This window comes from Facklamia sp. P12937, assembly GCF_050409505.1.
GTDB lineage: Bacteria > Bacillota > Bacilli > Lactobacillales > Aerococcaceae > Facklamia.
The window spans coordinates 12,260-36,826 of record NZ_JBNUPI010000018.1; the positions used below are offsets into that span (position 1 = coordinate 12,260).

25 protein-coding genes and 2 pseudogenes are annotated in these 24,567 nt (G+C 38.2%); 18 read left to right on the top strand and 9 right to left on the bottom strand.

What is annotated here, in order from left to right; all coding sequences use genetic code 11:
- Positions 1-60 precede the first annotated feature (60 nt).
- Positions 61-600, bottom strand: a complete 540-nt coding sequence (locus ACQV2R_RS07180) for a DUF4430 domain-containing protein (RefSeq protein WP_428873308.1) — start codon at positions 598-600, stop codon at positions 61-63.
- A gap of 124 nt (positions 601-724) precedes the next feature.
- On the opposite strand from ACQV2R_RS07180, the gene tsaE reads away from it, so the two are divergent.
- The 9 genes from tsaE (at position 725) to ACQV2R_RS07225 (ending at position 8,431) form a co-directional block, all read left to right on the top strand.
- Positions 725-1,213, top strand: a complete 489-nt coding sequence (tsaE, locus tag ACQV2R_RS07185) for a tRNA (adenosine(37)-N6)-threonylcarbamoyltransferase complex ATPase subunit type 1 TsaE (RefSeq protein ID WP_428873309.1) — start codon at positions 725-727, stop codon at positions 1,211-1,213.
- 3 nt (positions 1,214-1,216) lie between these two features.
- Positions 1,217-1,780 (top strand): N-acetyltransferase family protein, encoded by a 564-nt coding sequence (locus tag ACQV2R_RS07190; protein ID WP_428873310.1) that lies wholly within the window; start codon positions 1,217-1,219, stop codon positions 1,778-1,780.
- An 85-nt stretch (positions 1,781-1,865) separates the two neighbouring features.
- On the top strand, positions 1,866-2,765 hold the full coding sequence (gene murB / locus ACQV2R_RS07195) for a UDP-N-acetylmuramate dehydrogenase (protein WP_428882154.1): 900 nt from the start codon (positions 1,866-1,868) through the stop codon (positions 2,763-2,765).
- Between the two features lie 179 nt (positions 2,766-2,944).
- Positions 2,945-4,054, top strand: coding sequence for an ABC transporter ATP-binding protein (locus ACQV2R_RS07200; RefSeq protein WP_428875104.1), 1,110 nt, complete (start codon positions 2,945-2,947; stop codon positions 4,052-4,054).
- Positions 4,041-4,859, top strand: coding sequence for an ABC transporter permease (locus tag ACQV2R_RS07205; protein WP_428873315.1), 819 nt, complete (start codon positions 4,041-4,043; stop codon positions 4,857-4,859). The genes ACQV2R_RS07200 and ACQV2R_RS07205 overlap by 14 nt, the downstream gene beginning before the upstream one ends.
- Positions 4,852-5,676 carry an ABC transporter permease gene (locus ACQV2R_RS07210; protein WP_428873316.1) on the top strand — a complete coding sequence of 275 codons (825 nt, stop codon included), beginning with the start codon at positions 4,852-4,854 and terminating at the stop codon, positions 5,674-5,676. Before ACQV2R_RS07205 ends, ACQV2R_RS07210 begins: the two co-directional genes overlap by 8 nt.
- Positions 5,677-5,678: 2 nt before the next feature.
- Positions 5,679-6,755, top strand: a complete 1,077-nt coding sequence (locus ACQV2R_RS07215; protein ID WP_428892020.1) for an ABC transporter substrate-binding protein — start codon at positions 5,679-5,681, stop codon at positions 6,753-6,755.
- 110 nt (positions 6,756-6,865) lie between these two features.
- On the top strand, positions 6,866-7,255 hold the full coding sequence (locus ACQV2R_RS07220; RefSeq protein WP_428873318.1) for a hypothetical protein: 390 nt from the start codon (positions 6,866-6,868) through the stop codon (positions 7,253-7,255).
- A 219-nt stretch (positions 7,256-7,474) separates the two neighbouring features.
- On the top strand, positions 7,475-8,431 hold the full coding sequence (locus ACQV2R_RS07225) for a glycosyltransferase family 2 protein (RefSeq protein WP_428873320.1): 957 nt from the start codon (positions 7,475-7,477) through the stop codon (positions 8,429-8,431).
- Positions 8,432-8,539: 108 nt separating this feature from the next.
- On the opposite strand, the gene ACQV2R_RS07230 is transcribed toward ACQV2R_RS07225, so the two are convergent.
- On the bottom strand, positions 8,540-9,217 hold the full coding sequence (locus ACQV2R_RS07230; protein ID WP_428873321.1) for a CpXC domain-containing protein: 678 nt from the start codon (positions 9,215-9,217) through the stop codon (positions 8,540-8,542).
- A 151-nt stretch (positions 9,218-9,368) separates the two neighbouring features.
- Between ACQV2R_RS07230 and ACQV2R_RS07235 the strand changes: the two genes are divergently transcribed.
- From ACQV2R_RS07235 to ACQV2R_RS07250, 4 genes are read left to right on the top strand one after another with little or no spacing between them, the layout of a single operon-like run.
- On the top strand, positions 9,369-9,914 hold the full coding sequence (locus ACQV2R_RS07235) for a flavodoxin domain-containing protein (protein WP_428892022.1): 546 nt from the start codon (positions 9,369-9,371) through the stop codon (positions 9,912-9,914).
- Between the two features lie 17 nt (positions 9,915-9,931).
- Positions 9,932-10,627: a ribose-5-phosphate isomerase RpiA gene (gene rpiA, locus ACQV2R_RS07240; RefSeq protein WP_428892024.1), complete on the top strand. Its 696-nt coding sequence runs from the start codon at positions 9,932-9,934 to the stop codon at positions 10,625-10,627.
- Positions 10,628-10,649: 22 nt separating this feature from the next.
- A complete protein-coding gene (locus tag ACQV2R_RS07245) occupies positions 10,650-11,948 on the top strand; it encodes a pyrimidine-nucleoside phosphorylase (protein WP_428875108.1) in 1,299 nt (432 codons plus the stop codon).
- Between the two features lie 25 nt (positions 11,949-11,973).
- Positions 11,974-12,528 (top strand): ECF transporter S component, encoded by a 555-nt coding sequence (locus ACQV2R_RS07250; RefSeq protein ID WP_428875110.1) that lies wholly within the window; start codon positions 11,974-11,976, stop codon positions 12,526-12,528.
- A gap of 98 nt (positions 12,529-12,626) precedes the next feature.
- On the opposite strand, the gene ACQV2R_RS07255 is transcribed toward ACQV2R_RS07250, so the two are convergent.
- From ACQV2R_RS07255 to pyrF, 3 genes are read right to left on the bottom strand one after another with little or no spacing between them, the layout of a single operon-like run.
- On the bottom strand, positions 12,627-13,868 hold the full coding sequence (locus ACQV2R_RS07255; RefSeq protein ID WP_428876584.1) for an MFS transporter: 1,242 nt from the start codon (positions 13,866-13,868) through the stop codon (positions 12,627-12,629).
- A gap of 52 nt (positions 13,869-13,920) precedes the next feature.
- Entirely contained in the window at positions 13,921-14,574 is a 654-nt protein-coding gene (gene pyrE, locus ACQV2R_RS07260; protein ID WP_428873329.1) for an orotate phosphoribosyltransferase, read from the bottom strand.
- A gap of 9 nt (positions 14,575-14,583) precedes the next feature.
- Positions 14,584-15,321 (bottom strand): orotidine-5'-phosphate decarboxylase, encoded by a 738-nt coding sequence (gene pyrF, locus ACQV2R_RS07265; protein WP_428876586.1) that lies wholly within the window; start codon positions 15,319-15,321, stop codon positions 14,584-14,586.
- Between the two features lie 295 nt (positions 15,322-15,616).
- On the opposite strand from pyrF, the pseudogene ACQV2R_RS07270 reads away from it, so the two are divergent.
- The 3 genes and pseudogenes from ACQV2R_RS07270 to ACQV2R_RS07280 all read left to right on the top strand — a co-directional run.
- A pseudogene (locus tag ACQV2R_RS07270) lies at positions 15,617-15,870 on the top strand (DNA cytosine methyltransferase); the annotation flags it as partial.
- Positions 15,871-15,895: 25 nt separating this feature from the next.
- Positions 15,896-16,111, top strand: coding sequence for an AbrB/MazE/SpoVT family DNA-binding domain-containing protein (locus ACQV2R_RS07275; RefSeq protein ID WP_428873331.1), 216 nt, complete (start codon positions 15,896-15,898; stop codon positions 16,109-16,111).
- The gene (locus ACQV2R_RS07280; protein WP_428892026.1) at positions 16,101-17,540 is read left to right on the top strand and encodes an RNA-binding domain-containing protein; all 1,440 of its coding nucleotides are present in this window, start codon (positions 16,101-16,103) and stop codon (positions 17,538-17,540) included. Before ACQV2R_RS07275 ends, ACQV2R_RS07280 begins: the two co-directional genes overlap by 11 nt.
- Positions 17,541-17,646: 106 nt before the next feature.
- Here the strand turns inward: ACQV2R_RS07280 and fni are convergent, their stop codons facing one another.
- Genes fni through mvk form a run of 4 tightly spaced genes read right to left on the bottom strand, consistent with a single transcriptional unit; the run spans position 17,647 to position 21,908 of the window.
- Positions 17,647-18,735 carry a type 2 isopentenyl-diphosphate Delta-isomerase gene (fni, locus tag ACQV2R_RS07285; RefSeq protein WP_428873334.1) on the bottom strand — a complete coding sequence of 363 codons (1,089 nt, stop codon included), beginning with the start codon at positions 18,733-18,735 and terminating at the stop codon, positions 17,647-17,649.
- 3 nt (positions 18,736-18,738) lie between these two features.
- Positions 18,739-19,887: a phosphomevalonate kinase gene (locus ACQV2R_RS07290; RefSeq protein ID WP_428892028.1), complete on the bottom strand. Its 1,149-nt coding sequence runs from the start codon at positions 19,885-19,887 to the stop codon at positions 18,739-18,741.
- 10 nt (positions 19,888-19,897) lie between these two features.
- Complete coding sequence (gene mvaD / locus ACQV2R_RS07295) at positions 19,898-20,896, bottom strand: diphosphomevalonate decarboxylase (RefSeq protein ID WP_428876170.1); 999 nt, start codon at positions 20,894-20,896, stop codon at positions 19,898-19,900.
- The gene (gene mvk, locus ACQV2R_RS07300) at positions 20,889-21,908 is read right to left on the bottom strand and encodes a mevalonate kinase (RefSeq protein ID WP_428873337.1); all 1,020 of its coding nucleotides are present in this window, start codon (positions 21,906-21,908) and stop codon (positions 20,889-20,891) included. The genes mvaD and mvk overlap by 8 nt, the downstream gene beginning before the upstream one ends.
- 160 nt (positions 21,909-22,068) lie before the next feature.
- Between mvk and coaA the strand changes: the two genes are divergently transcribed.
- Both coaA and guaA read left to right on the top strand, forming a co-directional pair.
- Positions 22,069-23,016: a type I pantothenate kinase gene (coaA, locus tag ACQV2R_RS07305; RefSeq protein WP_428873339.1), complete on the top strand. Its 948-nt coding sequence runs from the start codon at positions 22,069-22,071 to the stop codon at positions 23,014-23,016.
- Positions 23,017-23,208: 192 nt separating this feature from the next.
- Positions 23,209-24,135 (top strand): annotated as a pseudogene (gene guaA, locus ACQV2R_RS07310) (glutamine-hydrolyzing GMP synthase); the annotation flags it as partial.
- Positions 24,136-24,567: the final 432 nt, after the last annotated feature.

Consider the following 24,567-nt stretch of genomic DNA (forward strand, 5'->3'; position numbering starts at 1 on the left):
AAAACCACTCTTCCAGAAGAGTGGTTTTCTTACATTTATAGCATTTAATAGCTTTTTTGATTATTCTGCTGGAATAATTGTAACAGGAATATCATCGATAGTACCATAATACCATTCGATTTCATCACCGTCTTCTAATTTTTGAGAAACAACACCCAGCTCGGCAAATTGCTTGTTAATTAAATACACCCAAGTGTTTGGAGCGTAGTCATTCTCTACACCATCAATAATATCAACAACACCTTCATCTTCATTGAAGTTGAATTCTAACTCTTCAATCGCAGACATAGCCTCTAGAACACTCACACCACCGATATTATTTACTTCATATTCAAGAGGGGCTCCCGATTCTTGGTTAATAATGATTGTTGCAGTACCTTCTAGTCCCTCAGCATCATTAGCAGCTGTTTCAACAGTAGTTTCTTCCATTGTGGTTTCTTCAGCAGCCATGGTAGTATCTGTTTTTTCTTCTTCATTAGTAGTAACCTCTTCGGTAGGGGCATTTTCTACCTTTGCTTTATCATTTCCAGGCAACATATCGCAAGCGCCTAAAAAAACGGTTAAGATAAGTGCTGTGGATATTTGTAGTATTTTTTTCATCAACTGACCTCCTCGTTTTCTATTACTATAAAATTAGCAATAATCACCTCTAAAGTCAAATAATTCGATGTTTGCCGGAATCTTCGTTATACTTAACCTATCAGCAAGTGAATGGGGAAAAAAGATGATAAACTTTACAAGTCATAACTTAGAGGATACAAAAAGCCTGGCTAAAATATTAGCTAAAGTCATTCAACCAGGAAGTCTTATTTTGCTTTCAGGTCCATTGGGATCGGGAAAAACAGCTTTTACTCAGGCTTTTGGGCGTTCTTTAGGAATTGATAGAGCCATTAAAAGTCCGACTTATACCATAGTTAAAGAATATGAACTTCAGCAAGTAGCTGAGCGAGTGGTCCATATTGATGCATATCGCTTAGAAGAAGGTGGAGCGGATACTGTTGATTTTGATTTGTTTTTCGATCAACAGTCTATTTGTCTGGTTGAATGGCCACAATTTATTACAGATTATTTACCGAAAAGTCATATAGAGATAGCTTTCAAATTATTGGATCAAAACCAACGTCAAATAGAAATAAGTTTATCGCCACAAGCAGATAATAAGCATCAAATCATCTTTCAAAAGTTTAGAGATCATATAGAAAGGGGCGATTAAACAATGTCTTATCGAGAAAATCCAGACCAAGAAAAACAAGTCGAAATGGTCGAAGAAGAGATTCAACTGTCAATTCGTCAAGCCCAAGTCAAAGATGCTCGCGCCATTTTAGGATTAATGAGACATATCGGTAAAGATACCAATTATCTTACAACCGGACCTGAAGGATTATCTCTGGATGTTCAGCAAGAAAAAGAATTGATTCGAAACTACCTGTTGGCTAAAAAATCATTATTATTAATTATTGAAGTTGACGATCAAGTTATTGGAATCGGTAATTTAGCTAATTTCTCAAGTCACAAGCAAGACCATATCGCTGAAATAGGAGTATCGATTGTGAAAGAATATTGGGGCTATGGTATTGGCAAAATGATTGTGCAAGAATTAATTGATTTTGCCAAAAAAGTTGATTTAAAAATTTTAACTTTAGAAGTGGTCACTGAAAATCAACGGGCTGTCCGACTTTATAAATCGTTTGGATTTGATATCAAAGGAACTTTAAGTCAGCGTTTAAGACATGGTCATTTTTATTACGATGTCTATACTATGGAAAAAAATCTTGCGTAAATCGCTTACATAAAAGGATGCCACTTTACAAGTGACATCCTTTTAACTAGAATGGAATGACGATTATACTGAAGGGGAAAATAAAATGAACTTACTAGAAAAATTTCCTAACATCAAAATATTAAAAGATGAGCCTCTATCAAAATATACTTATACAAAAACAGGTGGTAAGGCAGATTATTTGGTCTTTCCTCATGATCGCTTTCAAGTGGAAACCATTGTGAACTATGTAAAAAATCAGCCGTTAGATTTAACGGTTTTAGGTAATGCTTCCAACTTAATAGTAAAAGATGGTGGCATTCGTGGCGTTGTCATCATGATGACTGAGATGAAGTCGATGCGACGCATCGATTCTAACATCCTTGAAGCGGAATCAGGGGCGTCATTGATTAAACTAACTCACTTAGCGCTCGAACATTCACTTACAGGCCTGGAGTTTGCTTGTGGTATACCAGGCTCGATCGGTGGGGCTGTTTATATGAATGCGGGGGCCTATGGCGGAGAAGTCAAAGATGTCATTGATGAAGTCGATGTAATCAGTCGTGATGGCTTAATTAAAACCTTTAAAAATCCAGACTGTCATTTTTCTTATCGCCATTCTGTTTTTCAAGAGCAAAATGATTTGATTTTATCTGTTCGTTTTAAATTGCAAGCTGGTGACTTTGCACATATAGAAGAAGAAATGGATCATCTAACACATTTACGCCAATCCAAGCAGCCTTTAGAATATCCTTCATGTGGATCTGTTTTCAAGAGACCTGAAGGTTATTATACAGGGAAGTTAATCCAAGATGCTGGTCTACAGGGCTATCGTATCGGTGGAGCTGAAGTGTCTAAGAAGCATGCAGGCTTTATTGTCAATGTGGATAATGCAACGGCAACAAACTATACTGACTTAATTGCTTTTATCCAAGCAACTATTTGGGAAAAGAACCAAGTACGTCTAGAAACAGAAGTCCGTATTATTGGTGAGGATGTCGAATAATTTATTTATAGATTAGGAGTCACATGTGCACATGTGGCTTTTTTAATGTTTACAGATAGATTACTGAATATTAATGTTTGTCGATTTTTATTTTAAAATCTAACTTACAAAGCGTGAGTATAACATGATATAATCGGGCGGAAGGTTTCCTTCAAAAAATACAAAAGAGGGTGTCAAGCATGAGTGAAGCATTACTAAGTGTCGAGTTAAAGAACGTTTCAAAGCACTTTGATGATCAAATGGTATTAAAAAATATTAATATGGAGTTGGAACAAGGACAGTTTTATACTTTGCTTGGACCATCAGGATGCGGTAAAACAACAATTTTAAGAATTATCGCAGGCTTTACTCAAGCAAGTGAAGGGACAGTATCGATTGAAGGAAATGAAGTAACCAACATTCCTGCTAATAAACGTAAAGTTAATACCGTTTTTCAAGATTATGCACTTTTTCCACATATGAATGTTTTTGATAATATTGCCTTTGGTTTATCTGTCAAAAATGTTGACAAACAAATCATTAAAAACAAAGTTCAAGCTGCGCTTAAGCAGGTGCGGTTAGATGGTTATGAAGAACGAAATATTAATGAAATGTCAGGTGGTCAAAAACAAAGGGTAGCGATTGCACGCGCACTGGTCAATGAGCCGGACGTTCTACTTTTAGATGAGCCCTTATCAGCTTTAGACTTAAAATTAAGAACCGATATGCAGTATGAATTACGTGAATTACAACAGCGTCTAGGGATTACTTTCGTTTTTGTCACACATGATCAAGAAGAAGCTTTAGCTATGTCTGATTGGATTTTTGTTATGGATAGAGGAGAAATTGTGCAATCGGGTACGCCTTCAGATATTTATGATGAGCCGATTAATCGATACGTTGCTGACTTTATTGGAGAATCAAATATTATTGATGCAACCATGATGGCTGATTACCGGGTTAAATTTGTCGGTCATGAATTCGATTGTGAGGATGCAGGGATTCCTAAAGGCGAAGCAGTAGAGGTTGTTATTCGACCAGAAGATGTAAAAATCACTGCTCCTAATCAGGGTCAGATTAACGCAACAGTTGATACTATGCTCTTTAGAGGGATGTTCAATGAAATTATTGCCTATGATGATGAGCAAAACGAATGGATGATTCACACAACAGAGAAGGTTGATATTGGACAAAAAATCGGCTTGCAAATTGGTCCGGATGAAATTCATGTTATGAGATTTAATGAAACAGAGGAGGAATTTGACGCTCGTTTAGAGCAATATGAGGAGGGGGAAAATGAAGAAGACTAATATTCATTTGTTGGCTATCCCCTATTATTTATGGCTAGCCATCTTTGTGATTACTCCCTTACTAGTGCTTTTTCAACGGTCATTTATAGGCATTGATGGACAATTTACCCTAGCTAACTACCAGCATTTTTTCACTTCAATGGAATATATCCGAATGACTCTGTCTTCCTTTTGGTATGCCTTTCTTGTAACTTTATTCACTTTTTTATTAGCCTACCCACTAGCTTATATTCTTTCTAAAAGCAAAAATAAAGACTTGTGGTTGATGCTGATTATTTTACCAACATGGATTAATTTATTGCTTAAAACCTATGCCTTCATAGGCATCTTAGGTAATTCGGGTCCTTTAAATAATTTCTTTGAAGCGCTTGGTTTCGGTAGACAACAGTTGCTGTTTACTGATGTTTCCTTCCTTCTAGTAGCAGCTTATATTGAGTTGCCTTTTATGTTCTTGCCGATTTTCAACTCAATCAATGAGATTCAACCCAGTCTATTAGAAGCGGCCTATGACTTGGGAGCATCTAAGATGACCATCATTCGGCGTGTGATTTTTCCTTTATCACTGAGAGGAGTGCGCTCGGGTGTCCAAGCGGTCTTCATTCCTTCTCTTTCTCTTTTTATGCTTACTCGCTTAATTGGAGGAAACCGTGTAATCACTTTAGGTACGGCTGTTGAGCAGCATTTCTTAGTTACCCAGGATTGGGGGATGGGATCAACCATCGGTGTAGTTTTAATGTTGATTATGTTCATCATTCTATTTACTACTAGGGATCGTTCTAAGGCAGGAGGTGGTCAAGATGCATAAAACTAAAAAAAGAATGGGTTCTACCCTTTATATTGCGTTTGTCTTTTTATTAATGTACGCACCTTTGATTTATTTAATGTTTTATTCCTTTAATGCTGGTGGAGACATGACTAACTTTTCTGGTTTTACGCTAGAGCATTATCAAACCCTTTTTGAAGATAAACGTCTGATGACCTTCATCTTAAACACCTTTATTATCGCTCTTTTATCCGCTTTAATTGCAACCATCATTGGCACTCTAGGAGCGATAGCTATTTATTACTATCGTTCTAATCGTAGTCGTCAAGCTATTCTTAATCTAAATTCAGTCTTAATGGTTACACCCGATGTCATGATGGGAGCTAGCTTTCTCTTGATGTTTTCATTCTTATTAAAGTTTGAATTTGGCTTCACCACTGTTTTGTTATCACATATTGCATTTAATGTGCCGATAGTGGTTTTAATGGTCTTGCCAAGACTTTATGAAATGAATCCAGCCATGATTACGGCGGCTCAAGACTTGGGAGCCAACCAGAATCAGATTCTATCAAGAATTATTTTACCTTCCATTAAAAGTGGTGTTTTAGCCGGTTACTTCATGGCTTTCACCTATTCCTTAGATGATTTTGCTGTTACTTTCTTTATAACTGGGAATGGTTTCTCAACGTTATCAGTTGAGGTATATTCACGTGCTAGAACAGGGGTAAGCTTGGAAATTAATGCGCTCTCTACTTTAATGTTCTTGTTAGCTTTACTTTTAGTCTTTGGCTATTACACGCTCAGGGTCGGAGAACAGCGAAAAGCAGCACTTAAAATGCGTCAAGCTAGAGGAGGTTAGTAATGAAAGCATTAGTAAAAGTAATGATTGCCATTCTACTTGCAGTGGCTTTGATGTTTGTTGGGCGTTACTACCTACAATCTAGTCAAGGATTAACGGGCGAGAGTAATATTGTCAATTTTTATAATTGGGGCGATTATATTGATCCTGATTTAATCGATGAGTTTGAAGAAGAAACGGGTTATGTGGTAGTTTATGAAACCTTTGATTCTAATGAGGCCATGCTCACAAAAATTCAACAAGCTGGTACCAATTATGATTTAATTGGGCCGAGTGAATACATGGTAGAAACAATGATGGAAATGGATTTATTAGAAAAAATTGATCATAAACGCTTACCTAATCTCAAACATATTGATGAAGAATTTCTGGACCAGCCTTTTGATCGAGGCAATCAATATTCAGTGCCATATTTTTGGGGTACTTTAGGTATTCTTTATGATAGCAGTCAAATTGCGGAAGACGAAATTACCAGTTGGAATGACCTTTGGCGAGAAGAATATCGTAATAAGATTATGATAATTGATGGCGCCCGTGAAGTGATTGGGATTGGTCTGCAATCAGAAGGGCATTCACTTAATGAAACTGATAGTGAACTTATTGCTAAGGCCACTCAAAAGATGAAACAATTAATGCCTAATATCCTGGCTTTACTTGCAGATGAAATTAAAATGTATGCGACAATCGGAGAAGCCCCAATAGCCGTTACTTATTCAGGCGAAGCTGCCATGGCTATGTATGACAATGAAAATTTAGCCTATATGGTTCCGAAAGAAGGGTCTAACATTTGGTTTGATACCTTGGCCATTCCTAAAGGTGCAAAAAATATCGAAGGTGCACACGCTTTAATGGATTTCTTGATGCGCCCAGATATAGCAGCTAGAAATGCTGAATATATTGGATACGCTACCCCTAATAAGGACGCCATTGATTTAATGGATCCAGAAGTAATTGCCGATCCGGCCTTTTATCCTCCGCAAGAAATTATTGATCATTTAGAAATTTATCGTAACCTTGGTCAAGAAAAATTGATCGAATATAATGATGAATATTTACGTATTAAATTAGAACCGCGCTAATTCTTTATTGAGAGTATAAATTTACATAAACTTAACAGTAAATAGGCTACAAAATTCATAATCAACGGTTAAACTTATTAAGGATTTATGATTGGAAGGGAGAGATCGTTTTGCAACTTGTTAATAAGCGGTTAACTATTAAAGATTATGAAGACCCATCAGCTTCTTTTATCATTGAACGCTTAGAGCTTCCAGCTACTATTAGTTATTTAGTGTTTGAATTCAATACCTATCTGGGGGATTATGCGATTGACTCATTAATGGCTTATGATTCACACTATAATTTAAGAATCGATATTCAAAATGTTTGTCAAGGTCGACGGATTATTCTAAGTCTTGATGAGCTAGAATCAAGCAGTGGAACACGTCCAGGCATTCTTCCATCAGGTGAGTGGATCTTAGTATTTAAATTAGCTGACCCCATACCCAAGTGCGAGTGGTTGTTCGAGTATTCCATTGAAGCCAAAGAGTTGAGTCAGCCATCACTTAAAAACATCTAACTGTTCTTAGCAATTAAGATGGTTTTAATCTTTAACAATAAACTTAAACACTAATTTATTTATGGGTGTTTAAGTTTATTTTTTTGAAAGGGCACCGTGGGATCGACTGTTTTATGAAAAAATTTTAATAATAGACAGTTTGATGTGAATTTGATATATAATAATTGGACAAGTGACTTGCAAATTTAATTAGCAAGTATTAAGAAATGAGGAATCTTTTTGGTTAGAAAAAATGTAATGACTGTTGTTGTTCCTTGTTATAATGAACAAAAGACAATCCAGCCGTTTATTGAAGCAATTTTAAAAGTTCAAAAAGACCTAAAAGAAGTTGAAATTGAATTACTATTAATAGATGATGGGTCAACCGATCAAACCCTAAACGCTATTAAAGAAGTGGTTCAGCAATATCCAGACAGCATTGAATACCTATCTTTTTCACGTAATTTTGGTAAAGAAGCAGGTCTTTATGCCGGCTTGAAACACGCCAAAGGTGAGTATGTTGCAATTATGGATGCGGATTTACAAGATCCACCGATGATGTTAGTAGATATGTATCGAATGATTCTAGATCCAAATGTGGATGTGGTAGCAACCAGAAGGACTTCTAGAGAAGGCGAACCAGTTGTTCGTTCTTTTTTTGCCCGCCTTTTTTACAAATTGAATAATTTAATTTCGCGCCTTGAGTTAGCAGAAGGTACGCGAGATTATCGTTTGATGAAGGCACAAGTCGTAGATGCCGTTGTATCTATGGGTGAGTATAATCGCTTTTCAAAAGGGATTTTCTCATGGGTTGGTTTTAAAGTGAAATATTTAGAATACCCTAATATTAAACGCATTGCTGGTCAATCCTCATGGTCATTTAGAAGTTTGTTCGATTATGCTATCGATGGCTTGATTTCTTTTTCGGACTTTCCATTAACAATTGCTAGTTTCTTAGGTCTTTTCAGTATTGGCACAGCTTTGGTTTGGGGTATCTACTTACTAGTGGCTTTTTTACTTTATCAAGTAAGCGCTTCTGCGATCAGTCTCTTGGCCTTATTAATATTATTTATGGGTGGCTTTCAATTTTTATGCTTAGGTATTATTGGCAAGTACATTTCTAAAATTTTTACCGAAGATAAACGACGACCTATATATTTGGTGAGAGAAGAGAAGCTTTTTGAAGAAGATGACTAGGATAATTATTTAAAAATGAGTCTGATAATATAAAAGAACAGCCTGCACATGCTTGTGTAGGCTGTTCTCGATTTGAGTGTGTAAATTGTTGGGGAATGGTGATAAGACCTATTCTTCATCTAACATTGGCTGACCTGGTCCGGGTTGGTGATTGGCAATATTGCTTGCCCATTCATAGTCCACCATAATAAATTGCCCGAGATAATCGTTTTTTAATTCTTTAGCAAACTTATCAAGAATGAAGTCTGTAAGCGATGGATGGTAATCAACCATAAGCTGCTCATCTTCTGTAAGATAAAGGAATTTATCTTGATTATCTTTGTGAATAAAGAAGCGGTTAAGTACTTTTCGATTCGGTTCCTGTTGAGCAAATAGGCCATCCGTTAATACTTTTACAACTTCCATTACCTGATCATTAAATCCTCGATCAAAAATCTGGATTTTTTCAATCAGTTGAGGGGCTGAAGTTACAACTCTTAAATGATAATCACTAATATCAATCCCTTCCTCAGCTGTCATTAAGCTAAGACCTTTTAATATTTTTTCGCGATTTTCTTTAAAATTAGGTGCTAAATATATCAAAAGCTTGAGTTTTGGATCATGATAGAGAATTTGAGTTTCTATTTGTCTTTTGGCCCCACATTGATCGCATTCAAAGGCTAGAAGCTGACCTTCTAATAGTTGTTGTTTTAATTCGGGGTGTTTTTGACTATTGATAGCAGTTTCGATGATATGTTCCTGCTTAGCTTGGCATACTGGACACTCTAAGTGGATTGTTTGTGGCATTCAATTGCCTCCTTTATCGGATTAATAATTCTAGTATATCAAAAATGAGGAAAGATGCGAAAGAATCATTAATATAATCTTGTAAGCGATTAACACATTGTCTTAAACTGTGCTATAATAGCTAAAGTAATAGGTATAGAGGGGGGAATATATGAAAAGTTTAATTATTTATGAATCACCTTATGGATCTACCTTAATTTATGCTAGAGCCCTCCAAAGAGTCTTTGACTTTCCGATGGTAGCTTTAAGTGAGGTTGATCGAACTACTTTGAACCACTATGATTTAATTATTGTAGGCACCTTTGTTTTCTCCGGAAGGATTTTTAAGTCGACTTTGATTAATCAGTTGATGAATCGCTACCGCGAACCGAGTTGGGTCTTATTCACTGTGGGCATTTCTACCCCAAATCTTACCAACTTTACGAAACTATTAAAAGAAACCTTTACAGCTAGAGTCTATCAACAATTAGCAACCTTTCATTATCGTGGTCGAATTGCCTCTAAGCGTTTTTCTTTAATGTACTTAGCTTCCAAAAGAATGAAGCGTCAACCAGGCACTAGCCTGGATGATGTGATTTTGGGCCCCGAGGAATGGCATTTGTTGGATTATCATGGAGGAACGGCTGAAAAAGAGGATTTAAAGCAAATAGCGAATATGGTAGAGTATATACGTGAAATTGCACAATACATTGGATAATGGAGGAATCGAATAAGATGGAAGAAGCAAAAAAACGAGTGGGCAAATATGCAGCCTCTTATGTTGAAGATGGTATGGTGGTCGGATTAGGGACTGGCTCAACGGCATATTGGTTTATTGAAGAGCTAGGACGCCGTTTCCAAGCAGGAGAACTCGATAATATTTTAACAGTCTCTACTTCTGATCGCTCTTCTGAACAGGCTTTAAAATTAGGCTTACCCTTAAAAGAAATTGAAGATGTCAATCGCATCGATCTGTTAGTAGATGGAGCGGACGAAACAACTCGTCAATTCGCCGGTATTAAAGGCGGTGGTGGTGCGCTTTTGCATGAAAAAATTATTGCTGAAAACAGTGATAAGATTATTTGGATTATGGATGAGAGTAAATTAGTTAACCAATTAGGGAAATTTCCTCTTCCAGTAGAAGTAGTTCGCTTTGGCTCATGGAAAGTTTATGATGCTTTTAAAAGCGCTGGGATGAAACCAAGCTTTAGAAAAATTGAAGATGACAGGCTTTTCATTACCGATTCCGGCAATTATATCATTGACCTCCATTTAGAAGAGATTCCTAATCCCCAAGTGTTGGCAGCCGAGATTAAGTCTAAGGTTGGAGTAGTTGAGCATGGCCTTTTCTTAAATTATGCCGATATCATTCTGGTTGCTCAAGCTGATGGAGAAATTATTAAAATCGAACGTAGTGGTGAAGTAAATTAGACAATATTAAGGATGATGAAGTATGAGAATGGTAGATTTAATCCATAAAAAACAAGAAAATCAAGCATTGACCCAAGCTGAAATCCAATATATTATTAACGGATTTACTAAGGGAGAAATTCCTGATTACCAAATGGCCGCCTTGAATATGGCAGTTTACTTTAATGGCATGAATGCTAAAGAAGTTAGTTATTTGACCATGGCTATGGTTGAATCAGGCGATCAGATCGATCTCTCTGCTATCAAAGGCATCAAAGTAGATAAACATTCGACCGGAGGTGTTGGAGATACAACCACTCTAGTCCTAGCTCCCTTAGTAGCTTCTTGTGGTGTTCCGGTGGCTAAGATGTCAGGGCGTGGTTTAGGCCATACGGGCGGTACGCTGGATAAACTTGAAACAATCAAGGGCTTTAATTTTGAAATCGCTGAAGCCGCCTTTATTGCTCAAGTAAACCAACACCAAGTGGCCGTGGTCGGACAAACTGGCGATTTAACCCCAGCTGATAAAAAGCTGTATGCTTTAAGAGATGTCACTTCTACTGTCCAGTCTATTCCTTTAATTGCTTCTTCCATTATGTCTAAGAAAATTGCTTCGGGTGCTGATGCAATTGTCCTAGATGTAAAAGTAGGCGATGGCGCCTTTATGAAGACAATCGAGATGGCCGAAGAGTTGGCCAACACCATGGTTGAAATAGGCAATCATTTAGGTCGTAAAACAGTAGCCATCTTATCTAATATGGATCAGCCATTAGGCTTTGCAATTGGTAATACCTTAGAGGTCAATGAAGCTGTGGAAACCTTAAAAGGTAAAGGTCCGCAAGATCTAACGGAGCTTTGTCTGAATCTTGGAGCACAAATGCTCTTGTCTGCTGAGAAAGTAAAAAGTTTGCCAGAAGGTATTGAAATGTTGCAAGCGCAGATTGACTCAGGAGCAGCCTTAGAAAAATTCCGTGAATTTATTGAGATTCAAGGAGGAGATGCTTCATTCATTGATAATCCGGAACAATTAGGTAAAGCCAAGTATCAAATTCCGTATTTAGCTAAAAAATCAGGTGTAGTTAGTCACTGGGTAGCCGATTTAGTGGGTGAAGCAGCGATGGTTTTAGGAGCGGGTCGTGCGGTTAAAGAAGATGAAATTGATCCAGTAGTAGGCATTGTCTTAAAAGCTAAGGTAGGAGATCCTGTTCAAGAAGGAGATCCACTCGCAATCATCCATTCCAATCGGGAAGATATTGATGACTGCTTGAAGCGACTAGACCAAGCTATTCAAATCGCTGATACAGCCAAAGAATTACCTTTAATTTATAAAACAATTGATTAAAATACGCAAGAAGAAGGAAGTTACTATGTCAAATAACAAAACGTTTAAGTATGTTCAAATCGGGATTTATGCTGCTTTAATCATCGCTGCGATTACCTTTATCCGTGTCCCGATGCCATCCGCCATCTCTAATTCTTTTGTTCATCCAGGGAATGCCTTGGTGATTTTAGCAGTTTTACTAATGGGGTTCAAACGTGGTACGGCTGCTGCTTTAATAGGGCTTTTCCTCTTTGATAGCTTGAATGGTTATTTCTATGTCGTTCATTTTACCCTTTTAGAAAACCTCTTGGTTTTGATTATGGTCTCATTCATATATAATAAATTCTTCCATAAAAAGGATAGTATGAGTCATATTGTGACATTAGGAATCGTAGGAGCATTAACTAAGATTGTATTAATCTTTGGTAAGCATATTATCAATCAAATGATCTTAGGAGCCACATCTTCTGCAGCAATTGCGATGGCGATTTCAGCCATGCCAGCCAGTCTTTTTACAGGACTTGTTACAGCAATTTTAGTGCCAGTTTTATATTTCCCTTTAAAGAAAATTTTCCAACGCTATCATACAATTGGTGAGTAAATTTACCACTTGGGGTTCAGTCTTTAAGGCTGAACCTTTTTAATTGGTAAAATTTAATGGCCCTCGACGCTTTAAGTCGAGGGCTTTACTAAATTGTCTTAAACTTTAGCTGGTTCAAGTGCAGGGCTGTTTGTATGGATGGTTTGATATCTCTCTTGCTTGAGGTTTTTAATCGAAATCATAAAGCAGAAGGATATAATATATAGACTGGCTAGGAAAAACATAACTGCACGCATCGCATAGTTTTCTAAAATCATTCCAATGATGAGAGAAGAGAAACCACCGATTGCACGACCAACATTTAAAATGATGTTATTAGCTACTGCTCTGACTTGAAGGGGGTATAAGCGCGTAACCATAGCGCCATAGCCGGCAAACATTCCATTAACAAAGAAGCCCATTAGAGCACCGCCAAGTAAAAGGCTTAAGGCAGAATGGACATAAGTAAAAGCGAAAACCGAGATAGCTGATAGGATGAGGAAAATGCCATAAACTAAACGTGGACCAAACATATCTAGAAAATAACCGAAGACTAACATACCGATCGACATTCCTACAATAGTAGTAATCATCCAAAGGTTAGAGTTACCCAGGCTGATCCCTAATTTACCTTGCATCATAGTTGGTAACCAGTTCATCATTCCAAAGTAACCAGCAATTTGAACAGAAGTCATCACCATTAAAGCAATGGTTTGATGGGCTAGAGCAGGTGTTTTGAAGAGGTCAGAGATTTTACCTGCTTGTTGACGGTCGACTTTTTGGCTACCACGATCAGTGATTTGATCTTCTTTAATCATAAAGTGCATGTAAGCCACTAAGATTAACGGCAGAACACCTAGAGCGAAAAGTCCTCTCCAACCAAAGACGGGTGCAATTAAGCTGGCTAAAACAGCGGATGTAATCGAACCGATTTGTCCCATGACACCATTCAGTGAGGAGATACGACCCATTTTGTTGCTTGGTACAATACCCGCCATGATTGCTAAGGCAACACCGTACTCACCACCAACTCCAATACCAGCTAAGAAGCGTAAAGCTAAAAGGCTATTGATGCTTTGACTAAAGAAGATAAGGGCTGTGGCTGCAGAAAAAATTGCGACGGTCCATTTTAATACTTTATATTTGTTATAGCGGTCTGCTAAGACCCCAAAGACAAGTCCCCCAAACAGCATTCCGAAGTTAGTAATGGTTCCAATCCAACCGGCTTGAGTAGAGGAAATATTCAAATCAGCAATAATAGAGGATAGGGAAAAGGCCAAAAACATCACATTGACATCATCTAAACCAGAGGCAATCATTGAAGTAATGAGGGCACGACGATCATAATTTATAGTTTTCATAACAACTCTCCTTAATAAAAGTTCACGGACTTTTTTAATTAATATTTTGACTTTAGTTAAAAGCTTGACTCCAAGCTTGAGGATCTTTGTACCAATTGGCTAAGCTTTGCTTATGACTTGCAAAATCAGGTTTTTGGGTAACCGTATCGATCAGAGTGGCATAATCACTCAAGGTGACTAGCGGGAAAGATTCTTTAGCAAAATTTTGACGACCGGCATCTAATAAGTAATTAAAGATAGCTAGGGCCCCAATCACTTGACCACCAGCATTTTGAACGGCGTGAGCCGCTTTAATGACGCTCCCACCGGTTGAAATCAAGTCTTCAATCATTAGGACTTTTTGTCCTGGATTTAAGTGGCCTTCAATTTGATTGTGCATGCCGTGTCCTTTAGGACTAGACCGCACATAAATCATTGGTAAGTTTAATTCTTGTGCCAAGAAAGCAGCGTGAGGAATACCAGCAGTAGCTGTACCCGCGATCACTTCGACCTGTGCAAAGTTTTCTTTAACGGCTGCTACCATAGCTTCAATTAAAAGCTGCCGGCTTTGCGGATGGCTAATAATTAGGCGGTTATCACAATAAATGGGTGATTTTAAACCGCTTGACCAGGTAAAAGGGGGATCTAAGCTGATTTTAACTGCTTCAATATCCAAGAGGATATTAGCAATCTTTTCTTTACTGCTGGTTTGATGAACGTTTTCCATGATGACCTCCTATTTTAATAATTTTTGTGCTTCAGCTATTTTTTCAACTATGTCCATGTAAGCCGCTTTTGGATTATCTGCCTGGGTAATTGGACGACCAATCACGAGATAATCACTGAGATTTTTAACAGCAGTTTGGACATCAGCGATACGGTGCTGGTCATCCGTACAATTTATCGTTTGTGGGCGTATTCCTGGTGTAACCGTTAGGAAGTTAGTATGAGTGACCTCTTTGATCGCCTTAGCTTCATGGGGTGAGCAAACTACACCGTCAAGGCCTGCTTGGTGACTTAATTTGGCATAGTGTAAGGTTGAAGTTTCTAAACCGGCAGTAATCAGTTGTTCTTCTTCCACTTGTTGGTTAGAAGTAGAAGTCAGTTGAGTGACTGCAATCAAAAGGGGTTCTTTTTGACCAGAAGGTGTCCCTTGTATCAGACCTTCTTTGGCTGCTTCCATCATTTTAAGTCCACCTGCCGCATGGACATTAACCATGGCTACACCCAATTGAGCGAGAATTCGCATGGATCTCATCACGGTGTTAGGGATGTCATGGAGTTTAAGGTCAAGAAAAACAGCATGACCCTGACTGGAAATGGTTTCTAAAAGTTGAGGGCCTCCCAAATAGAAAACTTCCATGCCTATTTTTATATTATGGGGACCTTGGGGTAAAAGCTTTAAAAAGTCTAAGATTTCTTGATCACTGGCAAAATCAAGCGCAATAATGGGTAGTTGAGGATTGAGTTCCATAAAGTCCACCTTTCTAATAAAAAACGCCTAACCACATATTCGGTTAGGCATAAAAGATATATCCATAAAAGCATGCCCAAAGGCATACTCAGGGTGTGGATCTTCTTTCATGCTTCTCTGAACATGTTTAAAGCGATCGTTTCAAATTGTTAAGAGTATAAAATGAATCAAAGGAATTGTCAATAGGAAAATAAACATTTAAAAAATTATGTTAAACGTAAATGATAATGTCTCAAGAGAACACAAATCAAAATGTCCCACTATCCTCTATAATAAATGATGAAAAGGATAGGAGGGAAAATTTAGGTATTTAACAGAAAGAGAATGTTTAAGATTAATGGGATTTGATGATAAGGATATAGATATACTTGAAAAGACCCATCCAAGAAGAAAAAATGCACTTCAAGTATTTTATATAAACAAGCTGGTAATTCAATTGTGGTAGATGTATTGGAAGTCATAGTAAATGAGATAGTTAAACAAGAAAAAATAAAGCTAATGAACAATAAGACCTTCTTGTTTTTTTTGTTATATATTCAGTATAATTAAAAGTAGGAAAAGTAGGAGGGATCTAATGGATAATTTTATTGAAAATGCAAAGGTAATGGCTAAGGGACAGGTGACGATTCCAAAGGCAGTAAGGGATCTTATGGGAATTGCTCCTGGTGATCGAGTTAGCTTTCTAGTCAATCAAGGAAAGGTTCAAATAATAAACTCTAAGGATTATTTGTTAGCCTATGAAGAAAATATGATAAAAGAAGAAAGCAGAGGGGAAGAAGATGAGTCCTGATGAGATACTAGAACTAATTCATAAGGGAGAAACCATAAATGTTGAATTCAAGGAAGCTAAAAATGACTTGAATAAGGATGTCTTTAACTCTGTCTGTGCCTTTAATAACCGAGATGGTGGTTACATCATCTTAGGGGTAAAAGATAATCGAGAAATGATTGGTGTCAATCCAGGAAAAGTTGATAAGATCATCAAGGATTTTACGACTGCCATCAATAATCCTCAAAAAACAAATCCACCCCTTTATTTAGTTCCCAAAACAATGGATATCGATGGTAAGACCTTAATTTATATCAGAGTACCAATAGGCTCTCAAGTATGTAGGCATAATGGGCGAATTTGGGACAGGTCACATGAAGGAGATATCAACATCACAGACCAGTCAGAACAGGTTTACAAACTCTATGCTAGAAAGCAAGGGTCTTATTTTGTAAATAAGGTCTATCCCAAGATAGGTTTAGAGCATTTAGATGAAGAAGTCATAAACAAGGCTAGGACAAAAGCCCTAAGTCGTAATCAAAACCACCTATGGGATACCATGGATAATGAAGAACTCTTAAGAAGCACCAATTTAATCTTGCTTGACCCTGAAAGTAACCAAGAGGGGATTACTTTGGCAGGAATCCTTTTATTTGGGAAGGATTCTACTATTATGTCTGTTTTACCTCAACATAAGACAGATGCCATCTTTCGAGTTGTAAATAAAGACCGTTATGATGATCGAGATGTGGTGATAACCAACCTCATTGATTCCTATGATCGACTTTTAGCCTTTGGGCAAAAACATCTAAATGATTTATTTGTTCTAGACGGGACTTTAAATGTTAATGCAAGAGATATGATTTTAAGGGAGATAATATCCAACACCCTAGCCCATAGGGATTATTCTAGTGGCTTTCCAGCCAAGATGATTATAGATGATGAAAAAATCTTAGTTGAAAATAGTAATCTAGCCCATGGTTTAGGTATTTTGGATATAAAAAGATTTAAACCCTTTCCAAAAAACCCACCTATATCAAAAGTCTTTCGAGAAATTGGAATTGCTGATGAACTAGGCTCTGGTATGAGAAACACCTATAAATACGCAAAACTTTATTCAGGAGCCGAACCTGTTTTTGAAGAAGGAGATATTTTTAAAACCATCATTCCTCTTAAGGAAATTGCCACGAAAAAAGTGGGTGGGGAGACTGTCGTTCACGGTGACGCTCACGATGTCGTTCACGGTGACGCTCACGATGTCGTTCAGTCCAAGGAAGATTTAATAGACTTTATTATAGATAAGATAAGAGCTAACAATAAGATAACAAGAAAAGAAATAGCTGAACAAGCTGGTGTAAGTGAAAAAACTATTGAAAGACGAATTAAAGAAATAGAAAACCTAAGATATATTGGAAGTGGTAATAATGGATATTGGGAATTAGACGAATAAAAACTATTAAGAAAACTCTAGAGTTGTCAAACATATGTTACACAAGGTGCTTCTAAAATGGGCATGCTTATGTCTTAGCGTCTAACAAAAATAAACATTAAAAAAATTAAGTCTTGAAAGTTTCGCTTTTTCGACTGCGTTGGGCAAGAGCGTTGACATCAAGCTGTCTGGCTGTAGCCCAATGGTAACTTTCGCCACTGAGAATTAAATCTGTTTTGCGCAAATCTTCAATTGATTGACACGATAGGAGGAGTAAGGTTCGTTTAAGGGCTGAGGCCCAATCACCTACCCAATCAACGGTCGCATCAACACCTAATTGGTCCACCGAATGCAGAAACTTGCCTGCAATCCCACAACTTTTAGCGCCCAAAGCTAAAGCTTTGACGATGTCTAAAAAGTCGCGGATACCACCCGAAGCTAAAATGTTGATTTGATCTTGAAAATTCAGCGATTCTAGCAAAGCTTCTACACTGGTTTGCCCCCAGTTGGTCAAGCTTGAAAAGTCTAGCTGGTCATTGCGCTGATTTTCAATCTGAACAAAGTTGGTGCCACCACGTCCACCTAGGTCCACCGTTTGGACCCCTAATTCCTTTAGTTCTTGAAGGGTCTCTTGACTCATACCAAAGCCAACTTCTTTAACAATAACAGGCAACCCTAGGTCATCAACGATTTTTTGAATGTTTTCTTTCCAGTTTGAAAAATCACGATCCCCCTCTGGCATTACAACCTCTTGAGCGGTATTTAAATGAATCTGTAAGGCATCGGCTTGAACTAAGTCGACGGCTCTTTTGGCATTTTCCAGATCATGATGGGCTCCCAGGTTGGCTAAGATAAAGCCTTGGGGATTCATTTGACGAATAATGGTAAAGGAATCAGCCACTTGAGGGTCTTTAAGGGCAGCTGAAATAGAGCCGACCGCCATGGTTAAACCAGTACTTGCAGCAACTTGGGCTAAATGCTGATTGTAACTTTTTGTTTTAGGACTGCCACCTGTCATAGCATTTATATAAAAAGGTAAAGAATGTTTTTTACCTGCCCATTGAGTGGATAAATCAATTTGATGGATATGAAGACGACCCAGTGAATGGTGGACAAAACGGACGTCATCAAAGGAATTATTTTTTCTAGTCTTTTGTTGGTCTAAAGCATAACGCAGGTGGTCATCTTTACGATTGGTCGATAAAGAAGAAGTCATTATCTATTCAATCCTTTCTGAGCTTGATTGTGGGGCCACTTGAAGATTTAGGGGCACAATTCCTTGAACTTTCCATTGCTTGAGAATGCTCTCCTTGGTATTTATATCATAACCTAAGGCAATACCGCAATCTCCACCACCAGCCCCTGAACTCTTGCTAGCATAGCCATGTTGATTACCAATTTCAATCAGCTGATTTAAAGCAGCCGTTTCAATGGATAGGTTATAAGCCTTACCTAAGCCAAGTAGTAAGTTACGGTAATTACTGATGGCTTGTTGGATCAGGTCTGCTTGATTATTAATTAGTCCATCTTTTAATTGACGAACGACTGCAGGGGCTTGATCTATAAAGGCTTGGAAAGCTTGTGGCTGAGCAGATATTTGGTCTTTTAATTGTTTGACCAAATTGTCGGTAGAAGCCGTATGCTGAGTCCAGCCAATCAGGACTTGCAAGTCTTTAGAAACGGCTAAGTTTTCAATTATTAAATCTGGCCATTCTTGCTTTAATAAAGCCGTAATCGAAGGAGCGTTAGCGATCATTTCTTTTAAAAGCTTGCGATCAGGTGCCATATAATAGGTCCAACCACCAAAAGCGTTAGCAGCGATATCGCCAAAGCTACCAGAAGCTCCTAGACGCAGTTGACTGATAACGGCTAGGCGGTAGAGCCTCTCAGCTGAAAGCTTGATTTTGTGAAAGTTAAGTATAGCTTGGATGGTACCGACTGTTACGGCACCGCTAGAGCCTAGACCGTATTTTTTACCCGAGTCACTTAATAGTTGTGATCGAATGTGTAAATGAAAGTTTCGACTATTAAAGTTCGATTCTTGTAAGAAGGTGTGGGTCACCTTAGCTGCTTCTATCACGTAACGCCACTGGTCCAGTTGATCTTCTTCTAGGGAATAGTCTTCTGCAACTCTCAAGTGCGAATCATCTGTTTCTAAGCAAAGGGGCGCATAGCCTCCTTGATGGTTTTCAATCAGCCAGCCTTTCTTAGTCCTTTGACGGATTGTCAGCTCAAGGTACTGGTCGACCGCAATCAAGATAGCTGCTTGCTTAGGCGCCAAAACAGCGTATTCACCAGCAATATAGAGTTTGCCAGGGATTTTTATGGTTTGAGTTTGTGATGATTGAAGGCAATGCCTAGGATTCATGACGATCCTCCTAATGATTAATAAGCGGAATTGAGAAGGGTTGAGGTCCGGGGCGAGAGACAATAATTGTTTGCGGGTGAAAGTCTTGCCTCAACTTTTCTTGAATGGCAGGAATTTGACTGTAGGGACAGATGATTTTAACATTCGGTCCCGCATCCATGGTAAAGTAGGCAGTTAAGCCAGTCTTTCTCAGTTGGCGAACGGCTTCCATGGCCTTTAAGGATTCCGCTTGAAAGTAGCTAAAGCTTGGATTAGCTGCCAACATGGTTGCGTGCATCTTCATGGCATTATGTTCAGCGATTTGACCGATTTTTTGAATATCTCTAGCCTTAATGGCTGCCTTAATTAATGCTAAATCTTTAGCTACTTCCTCTGCCCATAAAGCGTAGAAAGGGGAAGTTTCAATGGTGTGTTGCATGGCTTGACGGCTGGAAAACTTTTTAGCCTTATGATTGACTACTAAAGCAATCATGCCAATGTCCCAATCGGCATCATCAAAAGCACGAGCAAAACTCGATTGAGAGTCCTCACCTTGTCCTTTTTCCCATTCCACAAAGCCGCCAAATAAAGAGCGAGAGGCAGAGCCTGAACCAAAGCGGGCCATGATTGAAAGTTCTTCTTGAGATAGATTGAGATTTAAGGCCTCATTACAGGCACAGGCTAAAGCAGCAAAGGCTGAGGCCGATGAAGCTAGACCCGCTGCAGTGGGGACGTGGTTGTAACTAATTACTCGTGCTTTTAAATCCGTGTTCTTGATTTGACGAAACGGGTCTAAAAAGCGCGAAATCTTTTGCCGCTCTTGGATAGATTGAGTTTGATCATTTAGGATAAATTGATCCTCGTCATAACTCTTAGAAAAATGCACTTGTGTTTGCGTATAAAAAGCCTCTAGCGTTAAAGAAAGGCTAGAGGTAACTGGCAACATCAAGTCTTGATTGCGTTTGCCCCAATACTTGATTAAAGCAATATTAGTATGGGCTTGAAAATTAGCAATAAAATCTTTAGTCATGATGTGACTCCTTTGCTTGTTCTGCTTTTGAAAGGTTAAGTAGCCATGTTTTTTCTGCACCGGCTTGTTCCATCGATTCAGCAATCATTTGGGCATGAGTTTGATCTTTAGCCAAGGCAATCACGCAACCGCCCATGCCACCACCGGTTAATTTAGCTCCTAAAGCGCCAGCTAACCAAGCGGCATTGACGATGTGGTCAAGGGAAGGGTTGGAAACACCTAATTGGTTGAGATAATAGTGGTTGTAAGTCATTAAACGACCCAGTTCAAGTGGATCTTTTTTACGAATCGCTAGGAAGGCTTGACGCACAAAAAACCCAATCGTTTCCATAGCGCCATTAACAAAGCTAGCCTTACTTTGTCTTAGTTGGGCAACGTGATTGACAGCTAATTTGGTCTGGCCAACTTGACCGGAATCAGCCACTACTAGATAAGCTTCTAAGTCCAAATCAAAATCACGAGCTTGCTGACTCTTACAGTATATAATAGATCGATTGGAAGAAGTTACTAGGGTATCTATCCCCGATGTTGATTGATGGGCAATCACTTCTGCTTCATTTGTAATCATGCGTAAGTGATAATCCTTGATGGTCTTACCATAATAGTCACAAACTGCTCGAATTAAAGCCACAGAAACAGCTGCTGAAGATCCCATACCACGCTCTTGTGGTATTTCAGATAGAATTTCAATATGAAGTGGTCTTTTGGGTAGTTGTTTGGAGTCTAAGGTTAGTTTTAAAGCCATCTTTAAATTATTTAAATGATCCGGTGCTTGTTCAAAAGCTCCCTTATAATAAGGACAGTCAATGGTTGAATAAGCGTAAGCAGAAGGTGTCACTTGGACTTTTACCTGACAGGGTTTGAAAGGAATGGCAATGGCCGGATAGTCATAAACCACGGCATGTTCACCCATTAAAATAATTTTAGAATGAGCAAATCCAAGGCCCAGCTTATTTTTTTTGCTTGAAGTTGATTTCAAAGAATAATGAGGTTTACCGAATGAATGGTTCATGAACTAGCTCCTTTCTGTAAAAGATATATATTAATGGTAGCGCTTATGCTAAAATAAGAGCCAAATTAACCATTAAAAAATACTGTTTCATTGGAGTATTTTAACACATATTACAAGAAGTTTGTATTAATTCATTATGAGACTTCAGTAGGAGGAAGATATGTATTTTGCAATGAACGATTATTATGCCACCTATAATCGTAAAGAATGGCAAGCTTTCCAATCGGAAAATTTAGAGATTTTACCGATTGATGAGCTGGCTAGTTTAGTGTCGCTCCAAGACCGTTTGACGCAAACAGATGTTAGAGAAATTTATGGTCCGTTATTACATTATATTGAAGCAGATTTTCAACATACCATGAAATACAATATGGCTAAACAGGAATTTTTTGCCATGGGGGAAGTGGACCCATTTGCATACCGCAAGGTGCCTTTCATCATTGGAATTTCAGGTTCAGTAGCTGTTGGCAAATCAACGACGGCTCGTTTGCTCCATCAATTGCTAAGTGAGACCTTCCCTAAACGGAAAGTGGAGTTAATCACTACCGATGGTTTTCTCTATCCAAATGAGGTTCTAGAACAAAGAGGGATGCTACACCGTAAAGGTTTTCCAGAGTCCTATGATATGTCCTTACTCTTAGAATTTATGACTCATATTAAGACGCAGACTTCTCCTTTCTCAGTACCGACCTATTCCCATCTATGTTATGACATTGTCAAAGGTCAGTATCAAATCATCAATAATCCGGACATTTTAATTGTGGAAGGGATTAATGTTTTGCAACTTCCTTCCAATCAACAAATCTATGTCAGTGATTTCTTTGATTTTTCGATCTATATGGATGCTGAACAAGAACTAATCCATAAGTGGTTTGTTGAGCGATTCTTGGTTCACTTACAAATGGCGAAAACAGATTCTTCTAATTATTATCATAAAATGAGTAATATGAGTCGAGAAGAAGCCATCGCTTATGCAGATAATGTTTGGTTTACCATCAACTTGCCTAACTTAATCCAACATATTAAGCCAACTCGTTCACGAGCGGATGTGGTCTTGCATAAGTCGGTTAATCACTATATCGACCATATTCACGTTAAAAAATACTAAAACTTATCTTTTGGCTGAATAGATTTAAAAGGCGAACAAAAAGGATAAATTCCGAATAAAAACTTGTAAAAACATACTTTCATTCGCTGAAGCATGATAGAATAAACGCAAGAGATAAAATTTAGGAGGAATACAATGGTAGAAGTAAGAAGACCTGAAGCTATGGAACGTATTTTAAGCCCAGAGATGGCTGAGAAATTTATTGAAGAACAAATTTCCTTAATCAGAGAACAAGTAGGCGACAAGAAAGTTCTATTAGCATTATCGGGAGGCGTGGATTCCTCTGTAGTAGCTGCATTATTAATTAAAGCCATTGGCAAACAATTAATCTGTGTCCATGTCAATCATGGCTTATTGCGTAAAGGCGAGCCAGAACAAGTGGTTGAAGTCTTTAAAAACCAAATGGATGCCAACTTAATTTATTCAGATAGTGTGGAGCGCTTCTTAACGAAATTAGAAGGCGTAACTGATCCTGAAGAAAAGCGGATGATTATCGGTAATGAATTTATCGAAGTTTTTGCTGAAGAAGCGCGCAAGTTAGAAGGCGTAGATTTCTTAGCTCAAGGAACTATCTGGCCCGATATTTTAGAAAGTGAAGACGGCATCAAAGCCCACCACAATGCGGGGGGGTTACCAGAAGACATGAACTTTGAATTAGTAGAACCCGTGCGGATTCTCTTCAAGGATGAAGTGCGTATAGTTGGTGAAACTTTGGGACTCCCTCATGAGATGGTCTACCGTCAACCCTTCCCAGGACCAGGTTTAGGCGTTCGTTGTTTGGGCGAAATTACTCGTGACCGTTTAGAAGCAGTCAGAGAATCAGATGCAATTTTACGCGAAGAATTTGCTAAGAACGGTCTGGCTGAAAAAGTATGGCAGTATTTTACCGTGGTACCTGATTTTAAATCAACTGGTATCAAAGACGGTAAGCGTACTTACGATTGGCCAGTTATTGTGCGTGCCGTCAATACCAAAGATGCAATGACAGCAACCGTCGAAAACATTCCATTCGATCTTATGCAACAGATTGTTGATCGCATTACCCACGAAGTGCCAGGCGTGAGTCGTGTACTTTATGACTTCACACCAAAACCGACAGGAACGATTGAGTGGGAATAGGTCCCGAGATTTTGTAACCCTTGATTTTACTAACTACTCTAAGGGTACGAGTGGTTCATGATACTGTTTTGATGCTATAAATAGTGGCTAACCACTGGGAATGAAGAATAATAGAAGAAAATAAAAGACTAGTTAAAGAACAAACCCCTGATTGAGGTAAGAGGCGAGTTAGTAACTAGTCTTTTGATTTTATGCGAGTATGTAAAAATAAAAGGTTCTATAATTTATAGGGTTGATGGCCGAAGGCCTCAACTCTATTTTTTACTTTAGGGTACAAAAAGGACAGATCTCCTGTATATTATAAGCGACTAAACCACAATAAAGGAGAGCTGTCCCATGTCACACATTATATCATCTTTACTCGGATTAAACGATAAAAACATCACAATTAATGACCAAAAATTTTCAAAAATTTCGATTAAAGGCCGTTTA

Coding starts and splice junctions, on each gene's coding strand:
- ACQV2R_RS07180 (WP_428873308.1), bottom strand. CDS start 600: ATGAAAAAAATACTACAAATATCCACAGCACTTATCTTAACCGTTTTT.
- tsaE (WP_428873309.1), top strand. CDS start 725: ATGATAAACTTTACAAGTCATAACTTAGAGGATACAAAAAGCCTGGCT.
- ACQV2R_RS07190 (WP_428873310.1), top strand. CDS start 1,217: ATGTCTTATCGAGAAAATCCAGACCAAGAAAAACAAGTCGAAATGGTC.
- murB (WP_428882154.1), top strand. CDS start 1,866: ATGAACTTACTAGAAAAATTTCCTAACATCAAAATATTAAAAGATGAG.
- ACQV2R_RS07200 (WP_428875104.1), top strand. CDS start 2,945: ATGAGTGAAGCATTACTAAGTGTCGAGTTAAAGAACGTTTCAAAGCAC.
- ACQV2R_RS07205 (WP_428873315.1), top strand. CDS start 4,041: ATGAAGAAGACTAATATTCATTTGTTGGCTATCCCCTATTATTTATGG.
- ACQV2R_RS07210 (WP_428873316.1), top strand. CDS start 4,852: ATGCATAAAACTAAAAAAAGAATGGGTTCTACCCTTTATATTGCGTTT.
- ACQV2R_RS07215 (WP_428892020.1), top strand. CDS start 5,679: ATGAAAGCATTAGTAAAAGTAATGATTGCCATTCTACTTGCAGTGGCT.
- ACQV2R_RS07230 (WP_428873321.1), bottom strand. CDS start 9,217: ATGCCACAAACAATCCACTTAGAGTGTCCAGTATGCCAAGCTAAGCAG.
- ACQV2R_RS07235 (WP_428892022.1), top strand. CDS start 9,369: ATGAAAAGTTTAATTATTTATGAATCACCTTATGGATCTACCTTAATT.
- rpiA (WP_428892024.1), top strand. CDS start 9,932: ATGGAAGAAGCAAAAAAACGAGTGGGCAAATATGCAGCCTCTTATGTT.
- ACQV2R_RS07245 (WP_428875108.1), top strand. CDS start 10,650: ATGAGAATGGTAGATTTAATCCATAAAAAACAAGAAAATCAAGCATTG.
- ACQV2R_RS07250 (WP_428875110.1), top strand. CDS start 11,974: ATGTCAAATAACAAAACGTTTAAGTATGTTCAAATCGGGATTTATGCT.
- ACQV2R_RS07255 (WP_428876584.1), bottom strand. CDS start 13,868: ATGAAAACTATAAATTATGATCGTCGTGCCCTCATTACTTCAATGATT.
- pyrE (WP_428873329.1), bottom strand. CDS start 14,574: ATGGAAAACGTTCATCAAACCAGCAGTAAAGAAAAGATTGCTAATATC.
- pyrF (WP_428876586.1), bottom strand. CDS start 15,321: ATGGAACTCAATCCTCAACTACCCATTATTGCGCTTGATTTTGCCAGT.
- ACQV2R_RS07275 (WP_428873331.1), top strand. CDS start 15,896: ATGGATAATTTTATTGAAAATGCAAAGGTAATGGCTAAGGGACAGGTG.
- ACQV2R_RS07280 (WP_428892026.1), top strand. CDS start 16,101: ATGAGTCCTGATGAGATACTAGAACTAATTCATAAGGGAGAAACCATA.
- fni (WP_428873334.1), bottom strand. CDS start 18,735: ATGACTTCTTCTTTATCGACCAATCGTAAAGATGACCACCTGCGTTAT.
- ACQV2R_RS07290 (WP_428892028.1), bottom strand. CDS start 19,887: ATGAATCCTAGGCATTGCCTTCAATCATCACAAACTCAAACCATAAAA.
- mvaD (WP_428876170.1), bottom strand. CDS start 20,896: ATGACTAAAGATTTTATTGCTAATTTTCAAGCCCATACTAATATTGCT.
- mvk (WP_428873337.1), bottom strand. CDS start 21,908: ATGAACCATTCATTCGGTAAACCTCATTATTCTTTGAAATCAACTTCA.
- coaA (WP_428873339.1), top strand. CDS start 22,069: ATGTATTTTGCAATGAACGATTATTATGCCACCTATAATCGTAAAGAA.